This is a genomic window from Hymenobacter caeli, assembly GCF_013294115.1.
In the GTDB taxonomy this organism is placed as follows: domain Bacteria; phylum Bacteroidota; class Bacteroidia; order Cytophagales; family Hymenobacteraceae; genus Hymenobacter; species Hymenobacter caeli.
Map to the genome: position 1 here is coordinate 51,372 of NZ_JABSNP010000013.1, position 23,887 is coordinate 75,258.

General features: G+C 68.2%; 19 protein-coding genes. 6 read left to right on the forward strand and 13 right to left on the reverse strand.

The window, feature by feature from the left end; all coding sequences use genetic code 11:
* Nucleotides 1-122: 122 nt before the first annotated feature.
* A complete protein-coding gene (locus HNP98_RS14045; protein WP_217425777.1) occupies nt 123-2,579 on the forward strand; it encodes a glycoside hydrolase family 31 protein in 2,457 nt (818 codons plus the stop codon).
* Between the two features lie 113 nt (nt 2,580-2,692).
* On the opposite strand, the gene HNP98_RS14050 is transcribed toward HNP98_RS14045, so the two are convergent.
* From HNP98_RS14050 to HNP98_RS14060, 3 genes are all read right to left on the reverse strand, one after another.
* On the reverse strand, nt 2,693-3,757 hold the full coding sequence (locus HNP98_RS14050; RefSeq protein WP_173810716.1) for a beta propeller repeat protein: 1,065 nt from the start codon (nt 3,755-3,757) through the stop codon (nt 2,693-2,695).
* Nucleotides 3,758-3,940: 183 nt separating this feature from the next.
* Complete coding sequence (locus tag HNP98_RS14055) at nt 3,941-4,903, reverse strand: T9SS type A sorting domain-containing protein (RefSeq protein ID WP_173810717.1); 963 nt, start codon at nt 4,901-4,903, stop codon at nt 3,941-3,943.
* 339 nt (nt 4,904-5,242) lie between these two features.
* A complete protein-coding gene (locus HNP98_RS14060) occupies nt 5,243-6,184 on the reverse strand; it encodes a T9SS type A sorting domain-containing protein (RefSeq protein WP_173810718.1) in 942 nt (313 codons plus the stop codon).
* Between the two features lie 109 nt (nt 6,185-6,293).
* Between HNP98_RS14060 and HNP98_RS14065 the strand changes: the two genes are divergently transcribed.
* Both HNP98_RS14065 and HNP98_RS14070 read left to right on the forward strand, forming a co-directional pair.
* Nucleotides 6,294-7,568, forward strand: a complete 1,275-nt coding sequence (locus HNP98_RS14065; RefSeq protein WP_173810719.1) for a serine hydrolase — start codon at nt 6,294-6,296, stop codon at nt 7,566-7,568.
* A 71-nt stretch (nt 7,569-7,639) separates the two neighbouring features.
* Entirely contained in the window at nt 7,640-7,861 is a 222-nt protein-coding gene (locus HNP98_RS14070; protein WP_173810720.1) for a hypothetical protein, read from the forward strand.
* A 67-nt stretch (nt 7,862-7,928) separates the two neighbouring features.
* Here HNP98_RS14070 and HNP98_RS14075 read toward each other — a convergent pair whose 3' ends face one another.
* On the reverse strand, nt 7,929-8,342 hold the full coding sequence (locus HNP98_RS14075) for a thiol-disulfide oxidoreductase DCC family protein (protein WP_173810721.1): 414 nt from the start codon (nt 8,340-8,342) through the stop codon (nt 7,929-7,931).
* A 174-nt stretch (nt 8,343-8,516) separates the two neighbouring features.
* Here HNP98_RS14075 and HNP98_RS14080 point away from each other — a divergent pair, with 174 nt between their 5' ends.
* On the forward strand, nt 8,517-8,858 hold the full coding sequence (locus HNP98_RS14080; RefSeq protein WP_173810722.1) for a hypothetical protein: 342 nt from the start codon (nt 8,517-8,519) through the stop codon (nt 8,856-8,858).
* Between the two features lie 121 nt (nt 8,859-8,979).
* On the opposite strand, the gene HNP98_RS14085 is transcribed toward HNP98_RS14080, so the two are convergent.
* The gene (locus HNP98_RS14085; RefSeq protein ID WP_173810723.1) at nt 8,980-10,200 is read right to left on the reverse strand and encodes an esterase/lipase family protein; all 1,221 of its coding nucleotides are present in this window, start codon (nt 10,198-10,200) and stop codon (nt 8,980-8,982) included.
* Nucleotides 10,201-10,362: 162 nt separating this feature from the next.
* Here HNP98_RS14085 and HNP98_RS14090 point away from each other — a divergent pair, with 162 nt between their 5' ends.
* The gene (locus tag HNP98_RS14090) at nt 10,363-10,752 is read left to right on the forward strand and encodes a hypothetical protein (RefSeq protein ID WP_173810724.1); all 390 of its coding nucleotides are present in this window, start codon (nt 10,363-10,365) and stop codon (nt 10,750-10,752) included.
* A gap of 103 nt (nt 10,753-10,855) precedes the next feature.
* Here the strand turns inward: HNP98_RS14090 and HNP98_RS14095 are convergent, their stop codons facing one another.
* The 6 genes from HNP98_RS14095 to HNP98_RS14120 form a co-directional block, all read right to left on the reverse strand.
* Nucleotides 10,856-12,385, reverse strand: a complete 1,530-nt coding sequence (locus tag HNP98_RS14095) for a serine hydrolase domain-containing protein (protein ID WP_173810725.1) — start codon at nt 12,383-12,385, stop codon at nt 10,856-10,858.
* Nucleotides 12,386-12,473: 88 nt separating this feature from the next.
* Nucleotides 12,474-13,106, reverse strand: a complete 633-nt coding sequence (locus tag HNP98_RS14100) for a flavin reductase family protein (RefSeq protein ID WP_173810726.1) — start codon at nt 13,104-13,106, stop codon at nt 12,474-12,476.
* Nucleotides 13,107-13,240: 134 nt separating this feature from the next.
* A complete protein-coding gene (locus HNP98_RS14105; RefSeq protein WP_173810727.1) occupies nt 13,241-13,648 on the reverse strand; it encodes a MauE/DoxX family redox-associated membrane protein in 408 nt (135 codons plus the stop codon).
* 68 nt (nt 13,649-13,716) lie between these two features.
* Nucleotides 13,717-15,219: a M28 family peptidase gene (locus tag HNP98_RS14110; protein WP_173810728.1), complete on the reverse strand. Its 1,503-nt coding sequence runs from the start codon at nt 15,217-15,219 to the stop codon at nt 13,717-13,719.
* Between the two features lie 292 nt (nt 15,220-15,511).
* Nucleotides 15,512-17,476 carry a S9 family peptidase gene (locus tag HNP98_RS14115; RefSeq protein WP_173810729.1) on the reverse strand — a complete coding sequence of 655 codons (1,965 nt, stop codon included), beginning with the start codon at nt 17,474-17,476 and terminating at the stop codon, nt 15,512-15,514.
* A 167-nt stretch (nt 17,477-17,643) separates the two neighbouring features.
* On the reverse strand, nt 17,644-19,029 hold the full coding sequence (locus tag HNP98_RS14120) for a POT-type proton-dependent oligopeptide transporter (protein ID WP_173810730.1): 1,386 nt from the start codon (nt 19,027-19,029) through the stop codon (nt 17,644-17,646).
* A 320-nt stretch (nt 19,030-19,349) separates the two neighbouring features.
* Here HNP98_RS14120 and HNP98_RS14125 point away from each other — a divergent pair, with 320 nt between their 5' ends.
* Nucleotides 19,350-20,954 (forward strand): T9SS type A sorting domain-containing protein, encoded by a 1,605-nt coding sequence (locus tag HNP98_RS14125; protein WP_173810731.1) that lies wholly within the window; start codon nt 19,350-19,352, stop codon nt 20,952-20,954.
* 212 nt (nt 20,955-21,166) lie between these two features.
* Here HNP98_RS14125 and HNP98_RS14130 read toward each other — a convergent pair whose 3' ends face one another.
* A complete protein-coding gene (locus HNP98_RS14130) occupies nt 21,167-22,729 on the reverse strand; it encodes a serine hydrolase domain-containing protein (RefSeq protein ID WP_173810732.1) in 1,563 nt (520 codons plus the stop codon).
* Nucleotides 22,730-22,794: 65 nt separating this feature from the next.
* A complete protein-coding gene (locus HNP98_RS14135; RefSeq protein WP_173810733.1) occupies nt 22,795-23,820 on the reverse strand; it encodes an alpha/beta fold hydrolase in 1,026 nt (341 codons plus the stop codon).
* Nucleotides 23,821-23,887: the final 67 nt, after the last annotated feature.

Here is a 23,887-nt window from a genome sequence, read left to right on the forward strand (position 1 = left end):
CCTTTTTTTGCCTCCCGCGCCTGTGGGCGGGGTTAACTTGCGTACTTAAATAATGCGCCCGCCGGCCCGATTGGCCTTTTTTCGCCCGCCCGGCCCCCGCTTCCGCCCCTTAGCTAGCCGATATGAACGCCCCGATACAGGAGAATAATTACATGCTTAACGACCTGGCGGCCACCGGCCACCAGGACCACACCGCCGGCCTTGCGCGGCGGGCCGACGAGCTGGCCCCCGGCCGCTACCTCTTCGCCTGCGACAACGGCGTGCGCTTGATGCTGCACGTCGTGACCGATAAAATCCTGCGCTTCCGCTACCTCACCGACGGGCCCCTGGCGCCCGATCTTTCCTACGCCGTGCCGGCCGACGCGCCCCGCCCGGGCCCCACGTTCCTGGAGTTCGTGGAGAAGCCCGACCACTACCGCCTCACCACCGCCCGCCTCATTTGCACGGTGCAGAAGCAAGGCCTCAAAACCCGCGTGCTCGACCGCTCGGGCACGGTGCTGAGCGAAGACGAAAAGGGCTTCCACTGGCAGTACGACGACGAAACCGGCAACGACCAGGTGAAGATGAGCAAGCTGGTGCCCCCCGGCGTGCACTACTACGGCCTCGGCGACAAGCCCGCCAACATGAACCTGCGCGGCCACCGCTTCACCAACTGGGGCTCCGACACCTACGGCTACACCAAGGGCTCCGACCCGCTCTACAAGAACATCCCCTTCTACCACGTGCTGCACCAGCGCATCGCGCACGGCATCTTCTTCGACAACACCTTCCGCAGCTACTTCGACTTCGCCGCCGAGCGGGCCGACGTCACCAGCTTCTGGGCCAACGGCGGCGAGCTGAACTACTACTTCATCTACGGGCCCACGCTGCTCGAAGTAACCCAGGAGTACACCCTGCTCACCTGCCCGCCCGAGCTGCCGCCCCTCTGGACGCTGGGCTACCACCAGTGCAAGTGGAGCTACTACCCCGAGGCCAACGTGAAGGAAATTGCCGCCGGCCTGCGCGAGCGCCGGATTCCGTGCGATGCCCTCTACCTCGACATCGACTACATGGACGGCTTCCGCTGCTTCACCTGGCACCCCACGCACTTCCCCGAGCCCCAGCGGATGGTGCAGGAGCTGGCCGCCGACGGCTTCAAAACCGTCGTCATCATCGACCCCGGCATCAAGATTGACCCGGGCTATTCGGTTTATAACGAAGGCCTGGCCAACGACTACTTCTGCCGCCGCGCCGACGGGCCCCTGATGAAGGGCACGGTGTGGCCCGGCCTCTGCAACTTCCCCGACTACACCAAGCCGCCGGTGCGCGAGTGGTGGGCGGGCTTGTTTGAGGGCCTGATAAAGGACGTGGGCGTGGCCGGCGTCTGGAACGACATGAACGAGCCGGCGGTGTTCGAGAAGGGCACCTTCCCGGCCGACGTGCGCTTCGACTACGACGGCCAGCCGGCCTCCCACCTCAAGGCCCACAACATCTACGGCATGCAGATGGCCCGCGCCACGGCGGCCGGCGTCAAGCGCTTCGCCTACCCCAAACGGCCGTTCACCATCACGCGCAGCACCTACGCCGGGGGCCAGCGCTACTCCTCGGGCTGGACCGGCGACAACATCGCCTCCTGGGAGCACCTGTGGCTGGCCAACATCCAGTGCCAGCGCCTGAGCATCAGCGGCTTCAGCTTTATCGGCAGCGACATCGGCGGCTTCATCGAAACGCCCGACGGCGAGCTGTACGCCCGCTGGATTGCCCTGGGGGCCTTCCACCCGTTTTTCCGCACCCACTCCTCCGGCGACCACAACGACCAGGAGCCCTGGAGCTTCGGCGAGCCCTACACCAGCCTGGCCCGGCACTTCATCGAGCTGCGCTACCGGCTGCTGCCCTACGTGTACAGCACGTTCTGGCAGTACGCCACCCAGGGCACGCCCATGCTGCGCCCGCTCACCTTCCTCGACCAGAACGACCCCGAAACCTACCTGCGGATGGCCGAGTTCAGCCTCGGCGACCACCTGCTGGTCTGCCCCATCACCACGCCCGGCGTGGACGGCCGCTGGATGTACCTGCCCCGCGGCGACTGGTACTACTACTGGACCGACGAGGTGAAGGCCGGCGGCACCGAGGTGTGGGCCAGCGCCGACCTCGCCCGCATCCCGCTCTTTGTGAAGGCCGGGGCCGTGGTGCCCATGCAGCCCGTGCTGCAATTCGTGGGCGAAAAAGTGGTGGACGAGCTGACCCTGCACGTGTACTACAAAAACGGCAGCGCCGAGAGCGTGCTCTACGACGACGGCGGCGAAGGCTACGCCTACCAGGAGCAGGACCAGCGCACCGTGCGCCGCTTCGCCCTCACCGGCTCGCCCACCGGGCTGGCCATCAGCCAGACCATCGAGGGGCCCTACCAGCCCGCCTACGCCACCTACCGCGTGGTGCTGCACGGCCTGCCCGGGCCCCCGGCCGGTGCGTCGGCCGACGGCCAGCCCCTGGAAATAGCCCCCGCCACGCTGGAAACCGGCCTCACTGCGCCCGCCCTCACGGTGGGCGTGGGCTTCGGCGAGCTGCGCGTGGTGCTGGCCGTGCCGGCAGCCGCGTAAACAGTGGTCAGGGGCCCGGCCACTGCTTAGGCTGGGTTCGGCATTAAGAAAGCCCCAACGGCCGCCGGTTTACGCCGGGGCGGTTGGGGCCTTTCGGGTAAAGCCGGATTCCCTTATCGGGTGCCCTTGATGAGCTGCCCATCGGGGGTGACCCCAAAACCTGCCGTCGGCGTTGGAAAAATCAGGCTGCTGATGGCCGTGGAGTACTTGGAGTTGGATGGTACTTCGTAGGCTTTCTGCCACGTAAGGCCCCCGTCGGTGGTGTGCTGGATTTGCTGGTTGTTGGTAGCGTAAGCTTCCTGCTCGCTCAGAAAAGATACGTTGCCCAAGGGCGGCAACTGAGCGTTGACAAGCTGCCAGGAAGCCCCGGCGTCCCGCGTTTTGAACAGTTGATTATTGGGAAAAGTAGCGGCAAAGCCCACCGTGGCGCTTATAAACGAAAGTGAGCTGATGTTGCCGTGTTCCCAGGGCAACGCCTGCCAAGTGGCCCCCTGGTCGATGGTTTTGGCCAGGCTACCGCTACTTAAATAGCCACCCAAGACGGTGCCATACGAAACGTAGCCGCCCGCCGCGTACCCCACCGCCGCCGCTGGAAACTGCACTTTGTCCCAATTGCCTGTCGCCGGTGCAAATACGGGTTGCCAGGAGGCCCCGCCGTCGGTGGTGCGCTGAATCTGCCGGTCGGCAAAGGCCAGCCCCGTTTGCTCGTTGAAAAAGTACAGGCGGGCCCCGCCGGCGTACCCCGCACCCGGCAGCCGTTGCCAAGTGGCCCCGCCGTCGAGGCTTTTATAGGTGGCGGGCACGCGCGGGGCGCTCTGGTTTCCCGTGGGCGCGAAGCCCGAAGCGAACACCAGCTGTTCGCTCACCGGAGCCAACGCCCCAAACCCGCTGTAATAAGTAAGAAGTGGCACCAGGGCCGTGCGCGTCCAGGTAGCGCCGCCGTCGCGCGTGGCGAGCAGTACCGACGTTTGGCCCGGGGATTGGTCGGGCGTGTAGCCCCCAATGACCCACCCCACCCGCGACGACATAAAATACACCTCGGAAAAGCTGGTCAGTGCCGGCGTGCCGTAGGGCAAGGTGGTCCAAGTGAACTGGGCCGGGGCGGGGTCGGTGCGGCGCCCGCAACCGGTGGCCAGGCTGAGCAGCAGCACTGACAGGCAAGCGTAGCGAAAGCGCATGGCGCGGGTAGGTGAGGTGAATAGCCAACGAACGGAGCCTAGAAAGCAAGATTTGGTTGCACGGTCTCGTGGCCCGCGAGCGGTGTATGTTCCGTTTGGCCGCTTCCCGTGACTAACAATGGTGCCCATCAGGCACCATTGTTAGTCACGGGAAGCGAGTTCACCAATGAATTTCAGCCCGCGCTACTGCACCAGCAACTTCTTCGCAATCAGGCCCTTGTCGGTAAAAAGTTGCAACGTATAGAGGCCCCCCGCTAAGCCCCTCAAGTCGAGGGCCCGGGTGGCGGCGGGGGCCCGCAGGGCACTTTCGCGGCGCACCACGCGGCCGGTGGCGTCCACCACGGCCAGGGGCGCGGCCAGTAGCGCCGGCTCGCTGGGGTAGCTGAGGGTGTAGGCGCCGCCGGCGCTGGGGTTGGGGTAGGCCCCCAGGCCGGCGCTGAGGTCGGCGCTGGCCCGGGTGGCCGTGACGGTGTTGTTCACGAGTACCACGTCGTCCACCACCAGGGTAGTGCCGGCCGTGAGGTTATCGGCCACGCCAGACGCAAAGATGATGCGCACGGTGTCGGGCGCGACCGAGGTGGTCGGGTCGTAGCTAATGGGCAGGTTAGCCAGGGTGAAATTCGTGGCCGTGGCCGTAAAATAGCCCCCGCCAAAGCCCACTACCACGGGCTGGCCGCCCACGGTGGCCGTCAGAATCACTTGTGCCGCGGCCGAGTCGGCGATGGCCCCGGTTCCGGCCAGCTTGTAGTAAAACTGTAGGCTCGACGGCCGCGCCGTGTACGGAATGCCCCCGGTCAGATTCTGGTCTACTATCGCATTGCCCAGGAACAGATACCCCGGCAGCACCACCGGCCCGGTATTGGTTGAGAACTGAATGGATTGCAGCTGGGCTGCGTAAGCGCCACTGTGCGCAGTGGCCGTTTTGGCGGTGGTGTGCGTGCCGCCCGTGATGGGAAACTGCTTGATAACGAATAGGTAGAGGTCGTCGAACGTCTGCCAGCCCTGGGGTTCTTCCGCGCCGTTGCGCGTTACCCAGGTGTCGAGGGAGCCGTTGGGAACGGCCGGGGTTTGGGCGTGGGCCGATGGCGCGGCGAGCAGGGCAGCCCCGGTTGCCAGCGCTGATAGCATGCGAAAAAGTATTTTCATTTTTCAGAAGTAAAAGAGGGTTAATTGAACGTAAGCTGAAGGGTAGAAGCTGTTGGGCAATTTTCAGGGCCTGCTCGGCCAAGGCAATTCCTCGGTAACGACGGGCCCAATGGGCTAAAAAGGGGTAAAAAACGCCTTGCTACTTCTGTTACGTTTTGGCCTATTGATGGTTGGGGCCAGGCCGGCCCCTTGCCCCGCCAGCGCCCCGCGCCCGTTGCCGCGCCGCTGCGGCCGGGGGCCCGCCTGCCCCCGCCAAAGCAGAAGCCAGGAGCCCAAAAGCGCCCTTGCGAAGCGCTTTGTTGACTTCTGGCTAAGGCCAACCGGTTCATCCGGCCCGCGCTACTGCACCAGCAGCTTCTGCGCAATCAGGCCTTTGGGAGTGAAGAGCCGCAAGGTGTACACGCCGCCGGGCAGGCCGCTCAGGTCGAGGGCCCGGGTGGCGGCGGGGGGGCGGGGGGCCTCTTCGCGGCGCACCACGCGGCCGGCGGCGTCCACCACGGCCAGGGGCGCGGCCAGCAGCGCCGCCGGGGCCCGCAGCACGTAGCGGCCCCCGGGGCTGGGGTTGGGCGCGGCGGTGAGGGCGGCGGCCAGGGCGGCGTCGCGGGTGGCGGTGGCCGTGCCGGCGAAGGCCACGTCGTCGATTTGGAACACCGTGCCGGCCGTACCGCCCGTGGGGGCCCCGGTCGAGACGTCAATCAGGCCCGAGCCGAAGCTGATGTGCACCGAGTCGGGGGCGGCGGCCGAGGTGTAGGTGAGCGGCAGCTGGGCCAGCACGTAGGCCGCCGTGACGGTGGTGAACACCCGCGCGGCCGTGGCGATGACGACGGATTGGCCGCCCACGGTGCGCGTGAGGGCTACCTCGGCGAAGGCCCCGTCGCTGGCCGCCGCCGGCTGGGGCCCCGTGAGCTTGTAGTAGAACTGGAACACGGCCGGCCGGCCCGTGAAGGGCAACCCGGCGGGCGCGGCGGCGGTGAGGGGCCCGAGCTTGGTGCCGAGCGTCGCCCCGCCCGGAATGATTCCCAGCAGCGTCGATTTGGTCTCGAGCCGCAGGGCGAAAGCGCCGCCGTGGGCGTCCGTGGCCTTGGTGAACGTGCCCGTGGGAAAGCGCGTGAGCAGGGCCGCAATAACGTCGTCCACGGTCAGCCAGTTGGTGGGCGCGTCGGTGCCGCTGCGGGCGGCCCAGGTTTCGAAGCCGCCGTTGGCCACGGCCTGGGCACGGGCCGGGGCCAACGCAGTGAAGAGCAGGCCAGCGGCCAGTCCGGTGCGGAAAAGTGTTTTCATAAGATGAAAAAGTGGAGGGTATGCCGGTAAAACTAAGCGCGGGCCCCCCAACCGTCCAACCCCCGCCGTGGCCCCGGTGCCGAATAGCCCCGGCCCCTTATCTTACCGCATGCATTTGCTCCGTGCGCCACAATTTTGGCTCGGTGGGGGCCCCGTGGCCCGCCTGCTGGGGTTGCTGGGGCTGCTGGCCGGGGCCCTCGCGCCCCGCGCCGCCGCGGCCCAGGGCCTGGCCAGCCCCCTGCGGCAGCTGCTGCGCCGCGACACCCTGGGCCTGGGCCGGGTGCTGGCCCGGCCGGCCGCCTACCGGGTGCAAATCCTGTACACCCGCATCCGGCGCGACGCCCGGGGGCGGGCCCACTTCCGCAGCTACGGCTACCGCCTGCGGCCGCGCGAGTACTTCTACCCCGCCAGCACCGTGAAGCTGCCCACCGTGGCCCTGGCCCTGGCGCGGCTGCGGGCCCTGGCCCCCCAGGTGCCCGGCCTCGCCCCCGACTCGCCCATGCTCACCGATTCGGCCTTCGCGGGCCAGGCGCGGGTGCGGCGCGACACCAGCAGCGCCAGCGGCCGGCCCACCGTGGCCAACTACGTGCGCCGGGTGCTGCTCGTGAGCGACAACGACGCCTACAACCGCCTCTACGAGTTCGTGGGCCCGGCGGCGCTCAACGCCGGGCTGCGGCAGCTGGGGCTGCGCCGCAGCCGCATCGTGGGCCGCCTGGCCGTGGGCGACGCGCCGCCCAACTCTAGGCACACCAACCCGGTCGATTTTTACGCCGACACGGCCTGCCGCCAGCCGCTCTACCACCAGCCCGCCGCGTACTGGGCGGGGCCCGTGCCGCACTGGCGGCTGCGGGGCACGGCCATCGGCCGGGCGCACGTGGTGGGCGACGCCGTGGTGGCGGGGCCCCTCGACCTCGGCCAGAAAAACATCTTTCCGCTGCGCGACCAGCAGCGGGTGCTGCGGGCCCTGCTGTTCCCCGAAACGCTGCCCGCCCGCCGCCGCCCCGCCCTGGCCCCGGCCGACTACGCCCTGCTGCGCACGGCCATGGCCGAAGCGCCCGCCCACGGCCCCCGCCCGCGCTACGACGCCGCCCACTACCTGGCCACCTACGGCAAGTACCTGCTGGGCGGGGGCGGGCAGGCGGCGCTGCCGCCGGGCGTGCGGGTGTTCAACAAAATCGGCGAGTCGTACGGCTTCCTGATTGACAACGCCTACGTGACGGACGCGGCCCGGGGCGTGGAGTTCCTGCTCAGCGCCGTGGTGTACGTGAACGCCGACGGCGTGCTCAACGACGACAAGTACGAGTACGACACCATCGGCCTGCCCTTCCTGCGCGAGCTGGGGCGGCGCGTGTACGAGGCCGAGTGCCGCCGGAAACGGCCGTAGCCGGCCGGTTGCCGTATAGCCCGGCGGCGCTTCTGCTGGTCTTTAAAAACGTAAACGCTCCTGCCATGAACATGAAAAAACCTGCGGCCCTGCTGGCCGCGCTGGCGCTGGGCACCGCGCTGCTGGGGGCCTGCCAAAACAAGAGCGGCGGCGACGGCGACTCCACCTCGCAGGGCTCGCCGGGTTCCGACACCACCAACCCCAGCTCGAAGGTCAAGACCTCGAGCCTCGACTCGTTGGACAAGGCCGACCCGCCCCGCACCGATAGCGTGGCCCCGCCCGCCAAGCCCTAGTGCATAAAAAGCTGGCTCCCGTCATAGGAGCCGGCTTTTTTGGGCGGCCCACCCGGGTCAGGATTGGCTACAGAAACCGCGCTTGCAGGGCCGGCGTGGGCAGCAGGCAGTTTTCCTGGCGGCCAAACCAGCGGTAGCGGTGCCGGGCCACGAAGCGGTAGAGGCCGTCGCGCCAGGCGCGGGGCAGCACCCAGCCCGCCGCCGCCAGCCGCCAGGGCCACCCCAGTTCGCGGGCAATGCGCAGCACGGCCCCCGAGTGCGAGTAGAGGCGGCCGTTCAGGAGCAATAGCACCGATTCGGGGTCGGGCGCAGGCGGCGGGGCCCCGTGGGCGGCCAGCAGGGCCCGGCCGGCGGCGCTTTGCAGGGCCGCGAACCGGAAGCGGCCCGCCGCGTCGTGGCGAATGACGAACTGCACGAAGCCGTGGCAGAGGTTGCAAACGCCGTCGAAGAGAATAACGGCGGGGGCCGGGGTGGGGGGCATGGCGAAGCGGACGGAAACGGGCCGTGCCCGTACAACGCGCCGGTGGCCGCGGGGTTTGCTTCTGCGTAGTTATCGCCAAAAATACGGGTTTGCGCGGTGGCCATTGGCCCGGCCGCGTCCGTAAAGTCTGGCGCGTTCCTTTTCAAAAACCTTCACTTTCAACCCGGTTTTCTCATGAAAAATCCTCCCATTTACCTGGCCGCGCTGGCCCTGGGCACCGCGCTGCTGGGCGGCTGCGGCTCGAAAGGCAGCACCTCCAGCACGGGCACGGCCGAGCCCCCCACCACCGCCTCGGGGGCCGACACGACCGATACCAAGGGGGCCATGCCCACCACGGCGGGCGCGACGAGCGACGCCGGCAGCGGCGGCGCAATGAGCACACCCGCCGGCGGCGACGGGGGCGGCGCACCCGGGGGCACGGGCGGCAGCGCCCCGGCGGGCAGCGGCCCCAGCGGCTCCACGAACGCCGCCGGCACCGGGGCGGGCACCGGCACCGGTCCGGCCACGAACAAGTAGCGCGGCGGCCGCTCCGGCCCCGGCAAACAACCTCTCCACCCCTTGCCGCGCGGCCGCCCCCGCCCCGGGGGCGGGGGCGGCCGTTGCGCGTGGGAGAGGGCCGCCGGCCCGGGGCGGGCGGCTACAGCCAGTGCTTGAGGTACTGGTACACCTCGGGGTGGGTGAGGAGGCCGAGGTGGTGCTGCTGGGCAAACTCGGCGGTGCGCACGCTGGTGCCGGGCGGCAGGGCGGCTTCGTTGCCGAAGATTTCGGTCCCCTGGGCGCTGCCGCGGCCCACCAGGCCGTCGCCGAAGTACTGCCGCAGGGCGGCCGGCCGGTTGGTTTTCAGCCAGCTGCCCATCAGGATGTGGTAGGCCACGCCGGGCAGCAGCGGCACCGCGGTGCGGGGCGGGGCCGGGTCGTCGGCGTGGGCGCCCTGCCAGTCCTCGTCCACCAACACGGAGCGGCGCAGGTCCTTGATGCCGTTGCTGCGCTGGTTGAGGGCATTGCTCAGGAAGCGCGTCGGAAACAAGTCGATGCGCCGCAGCAGCCGGGCCGTGAAGTGGCTGTTCTGCTCCAGCCACGAGCCGTCGTTGGGCGTGCCCAGCAGAAATATTGTGCGCAGGTGCGCCAGCCAGGGAGCTTTTTCTGCCAGCGGGTCGGGAAGTGGGGCGTGCGGAGTGGGAAGCGGACCGGTAACGGAAACGGGCTTTTTAGTTCTCCCGGGGCCCTTGCTTCCCGCTGCTCCCTCCCCGCGCTCCGCTGCCTGGCCCGCTGCCCGCTCCCCATTTCCCGCTGCCCACTGCTCGCTTCCGTAGTACCCCGCCGAGCGGATGACCAGGCCGCCCAGGCTGTGGCCCACCAGCACCAGCTCGCCGATGGCCTCGGGGTAGGCGCTGACCAGCGCCGTGAGGAGGTGGCTCAGCTCGCGGCCGTTTTCGGAGAGGTGCCGGCCCGAGTTGAAGCGCAGGTACAGGGCCCGCGCGCCCGCCTCGCGGGCCAGGCGGGGGCCGTAGCGGGCGTGGCCGGGCGGGTCCTGGAAGCCGGTTTGCCAAATCAGCTCGTCGCCCATCAGGCCGTGCACGAACACCACCGTTTTCCGGCGGGGCCCGCGCAGGCGCAGGGCGGCCACCGACGCGTCGCGGCCGTTGCGCCGGAAGCTCATGCGGATGGCCCGCGGGTCGCGGCGGGCGGCCAGCTGGTCGCCCAGGGCCCCGTTGAGCACCGGCAGAAAAAAGTGCTGGTGGGCCTGGCCCGAGCGCACCAGGTAGGCCGCGCCCCGCACCGGGGCGGTGGCCACGCGGCCCACCGCCGCCAGGGCGCGGCGCAGGCGCGAGGGCCGTTCGTTGGGAAGGTCGGACATGGGCAGCGGGGAAGGAAGCGGGTGGGGGAGGGAAGGAGCCCGGCGGCCGGCGGCCGGCGGCTTAAAAAGTGAAATCTGTGGCCCTGTTTACGGCGTTGGCAGGCAGCCGTCCGGCCAAAATCTACGTACTTTGTGGGTAATTACCCTTCATTGCTTCGCTATATGACCCGCTCCTTCCGCCTCGCCCTGGTTTTGCTGGGCACCGCCACGGCCCTCACCGCCTGCGACTACGCCCCCAACAGCCCGGGCGTGGACCTCCAGTACAAGAACAGCTTCAACTGGACGCCCACCTGGCGCAACTCCGACGTCTACCGCGACAGCATCGACAACGGCACCCGCGTGAGCTACCCCGCCGAGCGCGTGGAGCCGGCCGGCGGCGAGGGCTCGGCCGCGGCCATCAAAAACGGCACCGCCAAAGACCAGCTCAACTCGGCCCCGGCCGGCAGCAGCGTGGCCTCGCCGCAGTCGGCCAACGGCAAGCTGGCCCCGGTGGCCGACCAATCGACGAGCAACGCCAAAACGCCGGTGGACAAGACCCAGGCCCCCAAATAATCGTCTGCTGCCCCGGAAAGCCCGCTGCCCGCCCGGCAGCGGGCTTTTTTTGGGCCCGGCCCGGTACCCCGCCAGACCCGGTGCGCCCGGCGCCCCGCCGCTGCTAGCGGGGCAGGAGCCGCAAATCCAGCTGCTGCACCCGGGCGGGGGTTTCGGGCGTCAGGGAAAAAAACACCTCGATGGCGGCTTGCTCGCCCGTCAGCAGGAAGCGCCCGCGCAGCTGGTTTTCCGGCACCAGCGGGCCCACCGAGCCTATTTTGCCGGCCCGGGCAAACAACGCCTGCGCGGCTTGGCGGCGGCCGGCCAGGGGTTCGTCGAGGAAGAAATTCTCTGCGAAGAGCGGGGAGTTGGCCGGTACCTCCCAGGCGGGCAGCAGGCGGGCCAGCTCGGCCTGGCGCTGCGCCAGGATGGCCGAGCCCGCCGGGGCCCGGGGCCGCAGGCCGGCCAGCGCCACCAGTGTGTCGAGGGCCGCGAAGTTGGCCGCCGTGGGCCCGGCGTAGGTCAGGTTGTCGAGGGCCACCACGGCCACGCCGTAGTCGGGCAGCAGCCACCAGTGCGAGCCGAAGCCGGGCAGGCCGCCGCCGTGGCCCACGTAGCCGCGGCCGGCACCGTCGCGGGCCACGCGCAGGCCAAAGCCGTAGCTGTTGACCATCGGGCTGGCCCGGCCGCTGGGGTAGCGGTAGGCGGCGTTGAGGGCGTTGAAGGTCCAGGGCTGCTGCATCTCGCGCACCGAGCTGCGCCGCACGGGGCCCGCGTCGGGGCCGGGGCGCGGGGGCCAGGCGCTGGCCTGAAACGCCAGGTATTTGGCAAAATCCTCCACCGTCGTCAGCAGCCCGCCCAGCGCGGCGAAGGCCCCGCCGTTGGGCAGCAGGGGCTCCGGCTGCCACGCGCCGGCCTGCCAGCGGTAGCCGTGGGCCAGGCGGCCGGCGGGCACCCGGCGGTAGTCCCAGTAAGTATCGTTCATGCCCAGGGGCCGCAAAATACGGGCGCTGATGTAGGCCTGAAACGGCTGGCCCGCCACGCGGCTGACGAGGCGGCCCAGCAGCGCGTAGCCCAGGTTACTGTATTCGTAGGCCACGCCCGGGGCGTTGGCCATCGACAGCCCCCGGCCCAGCAGGGCCGCCAGCGCGGCGTCGGAGCGGCCCATCTGCCGGTCGCCCCAGGGGTTGTCTTCGGGCAGGCCGGCGGCGTGGCTCAGCAGCTGCCGCACGGTGACGGGCGGCGCGTCGAGGGTATTGGGCCGGTACTTTTTCAGCTCGGGCAGGTAGGTTTCAGCGGGGGCGTCGAGGCGCAGGCGGCCTTCGTCGCGCAGGCGCAGCACGGCCAGGGCCACGAAGCTCTTGGTCATGCTGGCGATGCGGAACACCGACTGCGGGGTGGCGGCGGTGCGGGCCCGGGCGTCGGCGTAGCCCAGGGCCCCGGCGTGCACCAGCCGCCCGTCCACCACCAGGGCGTAGGCCAGGCCCGGCACGTGGTTGCGGGCCGCGTAATCGGCGTAAATCTTATCCAGCACGGGAAAGGCCGCCGCTATTTTCCGGGCCCGGGCCGAATCAATGGGCGGGGCCCCGGGCGTGGGCTGCGCAGGCAGACTGCCCGGTAGCGCGGCCAGCAAAAGCAATGGTAGCAGCTTCATAGGGCGTTATTTGAGTCAAAAGTGAAGAGTTAAAAGCGGACGGCAGGTTTTAGCTCTTCACTTTTACCTTTTAACTCAAACCCAAATCCTATTTCAGGGCCACCGGGGGCTGGCCCACCCGGGCGTAGCCGAAGCGCACGGGCGGCTCCACCACGTGGTAGCCGTCGAGGCCCGAGATGGCGGCCGTGCCCATGCTCACCAAGTCGAGGGTGCCGTCGTCGCGCAGGCCGGCGGCGGGCAAGTACACGTGCTCAATGGTGCCCACAATCAGCACCGTGCCGTTGCTGATGGCGTGCTCTTCCAGGAAGCGCAGGCCGATGCTAACGGCGCTTTCGGCCACGTAGGGGGCCGCAAAGCCGTCGTGGTACTCGGGCGTGAAGCCGCAGGTCCCAAACTCCGAAACGCCGGGCGGGAAGTCGGCCGAGGTGTAGTGGGCCGCCGCCAGCTTGGCCGTGGGCACGTGGTTGAGGGTGTAGCAGCCGCTGTCTTTCAGGTTTTGGTAGGTGTGGCGCGGCACGGTGGTGGGGCGCGTGACCATGCCCAGCAGGGGCGGGTCGGAGCCCAGGTGAATCACGGAGCTGAAAATGGCCAGGTTGGGGAAGCCGTCGGCTGCGGCCGTGCCTACCAGGTTGGCCGACTTGAAGCCCGGCAAACCGTTGACGAAGTTGAGGCGAAAAACCTTCTCGAAGCCGTGGATGTCGGCGGCGGTGATGTGGTGCATTTCTAACAATGAACAATGAGCAGTTGGTGGTTATCAGCTGGCCTTATTAATCAAACAAATAACTCCGGCCAACTATTTGGTGGATTGAACGAGCGCTGACAGCTAAAGGCCAACAGCTAATAGCTGAATAAGGCTCAGCGGTAGCGGCCGATGCGGTCGAGGCACAGGCGGTTGAACTGCACTTGCAGCAGCAACACCACGGTGTAGAGGCCGTACAGCAGCTGGATGGCCACGGTGTTCCACTGCTCCAGCAGGCTGCTACCGAAGAGCAGGCTCGTGAGCAGCAGCATGGTGGCCACCAGCGCGGGCCGCGTGCACCAGCCCAGCACCAGCAGCAGGCCCACGGCCCCCTCGGCCCACGGCAGCGCCAGCGCGTAGGGCCCCACCAGCGCCGCCGGCAGCAGCGTGCCCGCAAACTGCTTCAGCAGCCCCGCCTGAAACGCCGCCAGCTTGGGGGCCCGCACCAGCAAATGCGCCAAAAAGCTGACGCCCAGCAGCAGGCGGCCCATAACGAAGGCCCATTCGGGGTTGGTAAAATTCATGGAAGAGCTTTCGATGCGTCCGCGTCATACGGGCCCGGGGCCCGGTGCGGCCAAGGCGCGGTAAAAAATTACCGCTCCAGCTTGAAGCCGGGCTCGCGGGCGGGCGGCGCGGTGCGGTTGGCCACGGCCCAGCCGGTGAGGTACATCCACTGGGTCATTTTCGTGAGCTTGGCGTAGTCGATGCGGCTGGGCTCGTCGCGCGGGGTGTGGTAGTCTACGTGCAGCAGCGAGGTGTACATGATGGCCGGGATGCCCAGGCGGGCGTAGGGCAGGTGGTCGGAGCGGAAGTACCAGCCCTCGGGGTGCGTGGGCTTGTCCCACTCGGTGTCGAGCTTGAACTTGGGGCCCTGCTGGTTGGCCGCCAGGGCCGTTTTCACGAGGTCCGACGAGTTCATGTGCGGGGGCGTGCTGCCCAGCAGGGCGGCGCTGTCGGGGGCGTTGCGGCCCATCATCTCGGCGTTCAGCACGGCCACGATGGACGCCTGCGGCACGGTGGGGTGGGCCGAGAAGTACGTCGAGCCCAGCAGGCCGCGCTCCTCCGAGCCCTGGTACACGAACAGCGCCGAGCGCCGGCCCGGCTGCTGCTTGAAGGCCCGCATGATGGCCAGCAGCGCCGCGCAGCCCGTGGCGTTGTCGTCGGCCCCGTTATAAATCGAGTCGCCGGCGATGGGGGCCCGCACGCCGTCGTGGTCCTGGTGGGTGCTGAAGAGCACGTACTCCTTTTTCAGCTGCGCGTCGGTGCCGGGCATCTTGGCCACGAGGTTGACGGACGGGTACTGGAAGCTCTCCACCTTCAGCTCGGTGCTGAACTGCTGGCCGGCCTGCTGCACCCAGGCGGCGGCGCTGGCGGGCAGCCAGATTACGGGCGGCGTGCTTACCACCTTGGTGCTGGCCGCGCCGGGCAGGCTGTAGCGGCCCCGCTCGTAAATGTGGCTCCAGTGGTCGTAGAGGGCCTGCGCGGGCGCGTCCGACACGAACACCACGGCCACGGCGCCGGCCTTCACCAGCTCGCCCGCCTGCCCGCCGAACTTGCCGAACACGTAGCGCCGGTAGCTGATGCCGTCGGTGGGGGCCCCGGCAATCTGCACCGCCACGGCCTTGCCCTTGACGTCGACCTTGGCCAGCTCCGCCGCCGAGCCCGTGCCCACGTACACGAGCGGCGCCGTGATGCTGGCGTTGGTGGGGGCCACCACCACGCCGTCCTCGTTCAGCCGCACGTCGTGCGTGCCGATGCGCAGCGTGCTGCTTTTGCCCAGGCGCGTGCGCTGCAGGTTGAACCACTGGAAGTACGTGCCGTCGTCGCCGGCCGGCAGCATGCCGGTGGCCCGGATCTGGTCGACGAGCCACACGCTGGCCTTCAGCTCGTCGAGGGTGCCGCCCTCGCGGCCCCGGTAGTGGTCGCCGGCCAGCGCGTACAAGTCGCGCTTGATGTCGGCCTCGTGGATAGCGCTTTCGGCGTTGGCCGCTTTGCCGGCCGGGGCCGGCTTCTTCTGGGCGGTGGCGGCCAGGGGAGCGGCCAGGCAAAGCGCGGCGGCCAGCCCTTGCCGCAGGCAGTAGTTAATGTGCGTCATCGAAGGAAAAATAGGGAAAAGCCAGGATGCGGGGCCCCGAGCGGGGCCCGCGAAGCTACGTTGGGCTGCGCCAATTGGCAATCAGGGCCCCGGGTGGGGGGGAGCTAATCAGTTAGTTGTTATGCCGAGGTCATAGCGCTTTGCCCAGGGGCTTTCAAGTAGGCCACCAAAGAGGCCGTCATGCTGAGCGGAACGAAGTGGAGCCGAAGCATGACGGCCTATGTTATCAGCATGACGGCCCACTTACATGACTGTTTCTCAGCATGACCTTACTCGTCCAGCAGCCCCAGCCCTAAATGCCCGGCCGCAGCAAATTCTCCTGCAAAAACAGCATCATGGCCCCGTAGGTGTAGTCGCGGTTGGCTTTTTTGGCCAGGCTGTGGCCCTCGTCTTTGGCCAGGATGTACCAGACCGTGGTGCCCTGTTTTTTCAGGCCGGCCACCATCTGCTCCGATTCGGAGAGCGGCACGCGGGGGTCGTTCTGGCCCTGGTACACGAGCATGGGGCGGGTGATGTTTTTGATTTTGTGGATGGGCGAAATCGCCTCGAACGCCTTCAGCATGGCCGGGTCGCGCTCGTCGCCGTACTCGGCGCGGCGCAGGTCGGCGCGGTAGGGGCTGGTGTTTTTGAGGAAGGTGGCGAAGTTGCTGATGCCGAACAGGTCGATGCCGCAGCGCATGCGCTCGTTGTAGTTGGTCATGGTGGCCAGGCTCATGTAGCCGCCGTAGGAGCCGCCGAACACGGCCACGCGCGTGGCGTCGAGGCCCGGCTGGGTCGCAATCCAGTCGAGCAGGGCCCCGATGTCCTTCACCGAGTCTTCGCGCCGGGGGCCGTTGTCGAGGCCGAGGTAGGTTTTGCCGTAGCCCGTCGAGCCGCGCACGTTGGGCACGGCCACGGCCACGCCCAGCTCGTTCACCAGCAGGTTGATGAGGGCGCTGAAGTTGGGCAGCGACTGCCCCTCGGGGCCCCCGTGGATGCTGAGCAGCACGGGCACCTTGCCGCGGGCGTTTTTGGGCCGGTAGATGAACGCCGGAATCAGCCGCGGCCGGCCGCTCACCTGGTCGAAGGTGGGGTACTGCACCAGCTCCGGCTCGACGAAAGCGGCCGGGTTGAGGCCCCCGACCTCGCTCGTCGTCCAGCGGGTGAGCTGGCCGCCGGCCAAATCCAGCACGTAGGCGTCGGCGCTGCTCGTGGCCGAGGCGAGCGTCAGGGCCAGCCGGCGGCCGTCGTCGTTCAGCTTAAAGCCGCCGATGACGCCCTTCGGCACGTTGGCCACGGGCCGGTAGGCGCGGGTGTTGGCGTCGAGCACGTAGAGTTTGGAGTAGCCGCCCTCGTTGGTGGAAAACACGAGCTGGCCGCCGTCGCGGCTGCGCTCCAGCCCCTCCACGTCCCACGGAATCGGGGCCGAGAGCGGCGTGAGCCGGCCGCTGGCCAGGTCCAGGTAGCGCAGGGTCTGGAACTCGCTGCCCTCGTCGGAAACCAGAAACAACCCCTTGGCGTCGCGGCTGAACTCCACCCCCGAGTAGGCCACCGGCGCGGCGGTTTGGTGCAGGGGCGTCAGCTGGCGGCTGGCCAGGTCGAAGCGGAACAGCTCGCTTTCGGCCGCCGACTTGTAGTTCTGCAACACCATCTGCCGGCCGTCGTCGGCCCACGCCGCCACGCGCCAGCCGCCGCCCTTCAGCTCCAGCAGCGCCGCGGGCGGGGCAGCGGTTTTGGCCGGGAAATCGACCACGAACAGGTCCAGGTCGGCCCCGTTGCGCTGGTTGCCCACGTAGGCGAGCTGGGTGCCGGCCCGGTTCCAGCCCTGAAACACGTGGCGGCTCTTGCCGTCGGTGAGCAGGCGCGAGCTGCCGGTGCCCAGGTCGAAGAAGTAGAGCTGGTAGTTCTCGTCGCCGCCCTGGTCGCGGCTGTACAAAAAGCCGTTCTGCCGCTTGTCGGGGCACGTGGCCACCGTGGCCAGCGGCTCCTTGAAAAAGGTAATTTGCCGGCGGTCGGCCCCCGGGCCGGCCACGTAATGAATCTGGGGCACCTCAGCGAAGCGCGTGCTGACGAACAGCCCCTTCCCGTCGCGGTCCCAGTCGGCCACGCTGGCCCCGCGCACGTTCTGGTACTGGTCCACGCGGGCGAGTAGGTCGGGGGGCAGGGCCGGAATGCCCTCAATGGTGAGGTTGCCCACGTCGCGGCGGGCGGGCGCGGTTTGGGCGCGGGGGGCCCCGGCGGCGGTGAGCAGCAGGGCGGCGAGTAGCAGGTTTTTCATGCGGCTAAGAGTTGGTGGAGCGGTGCGTCAAGGTAAGGCACAAAGCGTTCTTTTTATAGCCATAAATGAAAATGCGTGGAGACCCGCCTATTGGAACCTCACCCCCTAGCCCCCTCTCCTGCGGAGAGGGGGAACTAGCTCTAGATTTTAGAAGCTAAGACTAAAAACTAGTCCCCCCTCTCCGCAGGAGAGGGGGCTAGGGGGTGAGGTGCCCCCACGTACACCCGCTCCTCCAGCCGCGTGGCCACCAGGGCAAACAGCGTCACGTTCACGGCCATCAGCGCCACCGAAAACCAGTAGAAGTTGGCCCCGTGCAGGCCAGCCAGCCAGCCGCCCCGCGCAATGCTGCCGTTGAGCAGGCTCAGGCCGAAGTTGGCCGCCGCGATGGTGAGCACCCACAGGGCCGTGGTGAGGCTTTTGAGGGCCTTGGGTGCGTGGGTGTAGGCGTACTCCAGCCCCGTGATGGCCACCGTGATGACCCCGGCCACCAGCACGCAGTAGGCCAGCACCTGCCACCAGGCCGAGGGGTGGCCGCCGGCGTCCACGCTGCGCTGCACCCCGCCCACGATGGCCACGCCCAGCGCCGCCACCACCATGCCCGCGCCCATGCGCCGCAGCGGCGTCACGCGCACCCCGCGCCGGGCCAGGGCCGGGTAAATGCCGTAGGTGAGCAGCGGGTTCAGCCCGATGCCGAACACGATGCCCGCCACCTGCAGCTGCTCGGCCAGCGGCGTGAAGCCCGGCCACAGCTCGCGGTTGAGGTGGGTGGCTTGCAGCACCCACTCCGAGGAGCTTTGCTCGTTCAGCATCCACAGCACCGGCACGAAGGCAAACACCACGCCGATGCGGCGCAGCGCGGCCCGGCCCTCGCCGGGGCCCAGCGTTTGGCGCAGGCCGGCCCGGAAGCCGGTGGGCGGCACCCGCACGTAGCGCCCCCGCCCCCGCCAGAAGGTGAACGCCGCCGTGGCCATCAGCAGCCCCGGCACGCCAAAGGCCACCGCCGGCCCAAAGTATTTGTAGAGCAGCGGCGTAACCACGGTGGCCAGCGCCGCGCCCACGTCGATGGCCATTTGAAACCAGCCGTAGGCCTTGGGCAGGAGGGAGGCGTTGGCCGGCGTGAACTGGTCGCCGAGGTTGGCCGTCACGCTCGACTTGATGCCGCCCATGCCCACCGCCACCACCAGCAGCCCCAGCCGGAAGCCGCTCAGGTCATTGTGAAAAGCCGACAGCAGCACGTGCCCGCCGCAGTACAGAATGGACAGGTACAGGATGACGCGGTACTTGCCCAGCACCCAGTCGGCCAGCAGGGCCCCCACCACCGGCAGCGCGTAGCCCAGGGCCGAAAACGAGTGCACCAGCTCGTTGGCCCGCGCCTCGGCCCCGGCCGTTAGGGCCCCGCTGTGGGCGGGGTTGAAGAACTGCGCCACCAGAAACGTGGGCAGGATCGTCAGCATTCCGTAGTAGCTGAACCGCTCGGCCACCTCGCTGCCGATGATGAAGGGCACCGATTTGGGAAAGGCGGGCGCGGCCGGCGGCGGGGTAGTGGCGGGCATAAGGCGAAGGGAGGGAAGGGGCCGGCCGGGCCCCGTGCCCGGCGGGCCAAGTTACAGGCGAAAGGCGCGGTTTCGGGACCAGGGTGCGCGGGGGGTGTGCCGTGTGCACCACCAAGCTGTGCCTGGTCTCGCGTGAGGGCCCCTAGGGCCAGACCCCTGCGGTGCCAGCACAGCTTGGTGGTACGGGTGCCTCCGCGCGCCGACCCGGGAGTTGTACCAGGTAGGCCTTGAAGGCGGGGCGGTGAACTTTTGGTGACCAAAAACGGTAGCTTAACTGATTGGGAGTCTATCCTTCTTCACTATTTAGCCCCTCGTCCAATATGAACACCGCTTCGTACAAATCAGCCGTGCTGGGCGCGGGTCGTTGCCTATTAGCCATCGGCTTGGGCCTGGGCCTGGCGGGCCCCGCCTGGGCGCAATTGCCCGCGGCAGCCACCGTGCCGCTCACGGTGCCCGCGGCCCTGGCCAGCGCCCCGTTCGACGTGCCGCGGACGCTGCAAGTGCCGGCGGGTTTCGCCATTGCCGTGTACGCGCGGGTGCCGGGGGCCCGCTTCCTGGCCCTCACGCCCGACGGTAATTTGCTCGTCTCGCAGCCCGGGGCCGGCAAGGTGGCGCTGGTGCGGCCTGGCAGCGCGGGCGGAACGCCGGTGGTGACCGACTTCGTGACCGGCCTGCGCAACCCGCACGACATAGTGTTCCACACCATCGGCACCACCACGTACCTGTACCTGAGTGAGAGCAACCAGATAAACCGCTACGTGTACCAGGCCGGCGACCTCACCGGCCAGGGCCGCCAGGTCGTCATCGCCGGCCTGCCCGACGCCAGCACGCCCGAGCTGATGGGCAACTACGGACACCAGCTCAAAAACCTGGCCCTCGACGGCAACCACAAGCTCTACGTGAGCATCGCCTCGACCTGCAACGCCTGCGCCTCCGATACCCAGAGCGACCCGGTGCGCGGGGCCATTTACCAGTACGACGCCGACGGCAGCAACCGCCGGCTCTTCGCCCGGGGCCTGCGCAACGCCGAGGGGCTGGCCTTCATCCCCGGCACCAACACGCTGTGGGTGGCGGTGAACAACCGCGACAACACCCCCTATCCCCTCGACGACGGCACCGGCAAGTACGGCCAGGTGCTGCCGGAATACGTGGACAACCACCCGCCCGATGAGTTCACGCAGGTGAACGACGGGGCCAACTACGGCTGGCCCTTCTACAACCCTAACCCCGACGCCGGGATGGACAACATGCCCTTCGACCGCGACTACGACTGGAACCGCGACGGCCACGTGGACCTCGCCGCCATGACGCGCATCAGCAAAGGCATTCCGGCGCACTCGGCGGCGCTGGGCCTCACGTTTTTGCAGGGCACGGCCTTCCCGGCGGCCTACCGCAACGCGGCCGTCATCGCCCTGCACGGCTCCTGGAACCGCACCGCGCCTGCCGGCTACAAGGTGGCGTACTTCCCCTGGAACGCGGCTACCCAGACGCCCGGCCCGCAGGCCGACCTGGTGGCCGGCTTCACCGGCCCCAGCCTCGGCAGCGTCTGGGGCCGCCCCGTGGATACGGCCGTGGACCCGCAGGGCAAGCTGTTCATCTCCGACGACCAGAGCGGCACCATTTACCAGCTCGCCGGGCCCGCCACGGCGCTGGCCACGGCGGGCCCGGCCGCCGCAGCCGCCACGGCGCAGCTTTACCCCAACCCCACCGGGGCCGGCCCGGCCACCCTCGACCTGGGGGCCCTACCCGCCGGCCCCTATACCGTCACGGTGCTCGACCTGCTGGGCCGGGCGGTGCAGCCGGCCACGCCTGCTACCGGTGGCACCCGCGTGGCGCTCGACGCCGGCCGGCTCAGCAAGGGCGCGTACCTGGTGCGGGTGCAGGGCGCACACTTCAGCCAGGTATTGCAACTAGTGCGCAACTAGAGGAGCGCGTGTTGCCGTGCGGTGAGTGGATTGGTGGCTGGCGAACTTTCAGCTCGATGCTGGCCGCCCAGAACGTCCTGCTGTGCCCCGTGAAGCGTTTCCACTGCGCCAATTGAGCCGTTCACCAAACCAATATAAATGCTTTGCGGGGCGCAGCAGGACGCCCAGGTGTGCTTGCTGCATAGCGTCAATGGTGCCTTAGGGCCCCCGCTTCAGGGCGTGGGCAGCAGCTGCAAGTCGAGGTGCTGCACCCGCGCCGGGCTTTCGGGACTCAGGGTGAAGAACACCTCCACCGTGGCCCGCTCGCCCAGCAGCCGGAAGCGGCCGCGCAGCTGGTTTTCCGGCTCCAGCTCGCCGACGCTACGAATGGGGCCCGCCTGGGCCAGCAGGGCCTGGGCGGCCTTGCGCCGCGTGGCCAGGTCTTCGTCGAGGAAGAAGTTTTCGGCGAACAGCGGATTGGTGGCCGGCGTGTTGAAATCGGGCAGCATGGCCGCCAGCTCGGCCTTGCGCTGCGCCAGGATGGCCGAGGCGGCCACGGCCCGCGGCCGCAGCCCGGCCAGCGTGATCAGTGTGTCGAGGGCCGCGTAGTTCTGGGCCGTGGGCGCGGCATAGGTTTGGTTGACGAAGGCCACCACGCCGATGCCGTATTCGGGCAGCAGCAGCCAGTACGAGCCGAAGCCGGGCAGCCCGCCGCTGTGGCCCACGTAGCGGCGGCCGTCGCAGTCCTGCGCGATGCGCAGGCCGTAGCCATAAGCCGAAGTAATGGGGCAGGCCCGGCCGCTGAGGGTGCGGCGGTTCACGGCCAGGGTAGTAGCCGACCAGGGCTGCTGCATCTCGCGCACCGAGCTGCGCCGCACCGGCCCGGCGTCGGGGGTAGCCGCCGTAATCGGCCGCGGCGCGGCATCGGCCTGAAACGCCAGGTACTTCGCAAAATCCTCGACCGAGGTGAGCAGCCCGCCCAGCGCCGCGAACGACTCGCCCCGGGGCAGCAGCGGCTCCTCCGGGCCGGGACCGGCGGCGGTGGGGGCCCCGTAGCCGTGGGCCAGGCGGGCGGGCGGCACCTGCTGGTAGTCCCAAGTGGTGTGGCCCATGCCCAGCGGGCGCAGGATTTTCTCGCTAATGTAGGCCTGCACCGGCTGGCCGGATACCCGCGTGACAATGCGCCCCAGCAGCGCAAAGCCCAGGTTGCTGTACTCGTAGCCCACGCCCGGCGCGTTGGAAAAGCTCAGGCCCCCGCCCACCAGGGCGCTCAGCTCGGCGTCGGAGCGGCCCATCTGGCGGTCGCCCCAGGGGTTGTCTTCGGGCAGGCCCGCGCTGTGGCTCAGCAGCTGCCGGATGGTGATGGACGGCGCATCGGTGGGGGCGTGGGGCGCTTTTTTCAGCTCCGGCAGGTAGTTTTCGGCCGGGTCGTCGAGGCGCAGGCGGCCTTCGTCGCGCAGGCGCAGCACGGCCAGCGCCACGAAGCTCTTGGTCATGCTGGCGATGCGAAACACCGACTGCGGCGTGACGGCGGTTTTAGTCGCCACGTCGGTGTAGCCCACGGCCCCGGTATGCACCAGCTGCCCGTCCACCACCAGGCCGTAGGCCAGGCCCGGCACGTGGCGCTGGGCGGCAAAGTCGGCGTAGAGCTTATCCAGCACCGGGAAGACGGCCGCAATACGGGCGGCGCGGGCTGCATCGGCCGGCGCGGCGGGTGGGGCAAGGGTCTGGGCCGGGGCCAGTAGGGGCAGCAGCGCCCATGCGCTGGCAAAAAGCAGCGGTCGAAGTGGAGTCATAGTGAGTGCGTGTAAATGCGCAGATTTTATTAAGTAGCTTTATTTCAATACGTTGCTGGATTCATTCAATTGGTTTTGTTAGCTGCCGCGATTTGCAGCAGGCGCGCGTGAAAAAGCGCGGGCTCTTCCCAACTCGGTTGATGCCCACTGTGCTCAAACAAGAACAGCTGTTTCTTCGGGGCCTTAATGGCCGTGAAATACTGCTGCGCCAGCGCCGCGGAAGTCGTGTAGTCGTACTTGCCCACGAGGAGGTACACGGGCAGTTGGAAGGTGTTCTGCTTCAGCAGATTTGTTTTCCCCCCATCCATGTAGCTGCTCAGCAGCTTGTACGTCCGCAGTACCGGGGTCATCCAATCCAGGGCCTGATAATCGGGGTACAGCGTCATCGGATTTGGAAGCTCCGCCACCTCGCTGCTGGCGAGGTACTTATCGGAAACCATCCGGAATCGCGACAGGCCAGCCAGGCCGTTTGGATAGCCTCCTGCCTCCGAAAACGGGATTTTGGCCAGCGCCGCTAGGGTCGCCGTGTCCTTCCGCAGCGTGGCCTGCTGCACTACGTGGTTTCTGGCCAGCATTTCTGACTTGCCCGGGTTCACCAGTTGCCCCACCCCGATGTAGGCGGCGTAGTCCTGTGGGTACTTCTGCACGAGGTTCACCCCGATGAGGCTGCCCCAGCTGTGGCCCACGACGAATATTTTGCGCTGGTGGTACTGCTGCTTCAGGAACTGCGTCACCACGTGGGCATCCTCCACGTACAGCCCGGGCGTCAGCGCTACCGTCGTGTCGGTCTGCGACTTGCCGCAGTTGCGCTGGTCCCACGACACAAAAATGAAGTCGTTGGCGAGGGCCTGGCTGTACTTGCGGTTCATGGGCGTGGCCGGCCAAGAAGGGCCCCCGTGGATAAACAGCAAAACGGGCTTCGTCTTGGAGGCGCCTTTAATCTCCAGGTACTGCTTCACCCCGTTGACGGGCAGCAGGAAAGCCGTATCGACGGCGGCTTGGCGAAGCGGACTTTTTGCTCCTTGGGCCCATGAGTAGGGGCCCCCAAGGAGGGCAATGCAAAAAAGAAGAAGGGCTGCGGTTCGCTTCATAAAAAAAATGAATTATTGTGGCTACCCCGCATCTTGGCGAAGTAGCAGTAGTGCGAGTAGTTCTTGG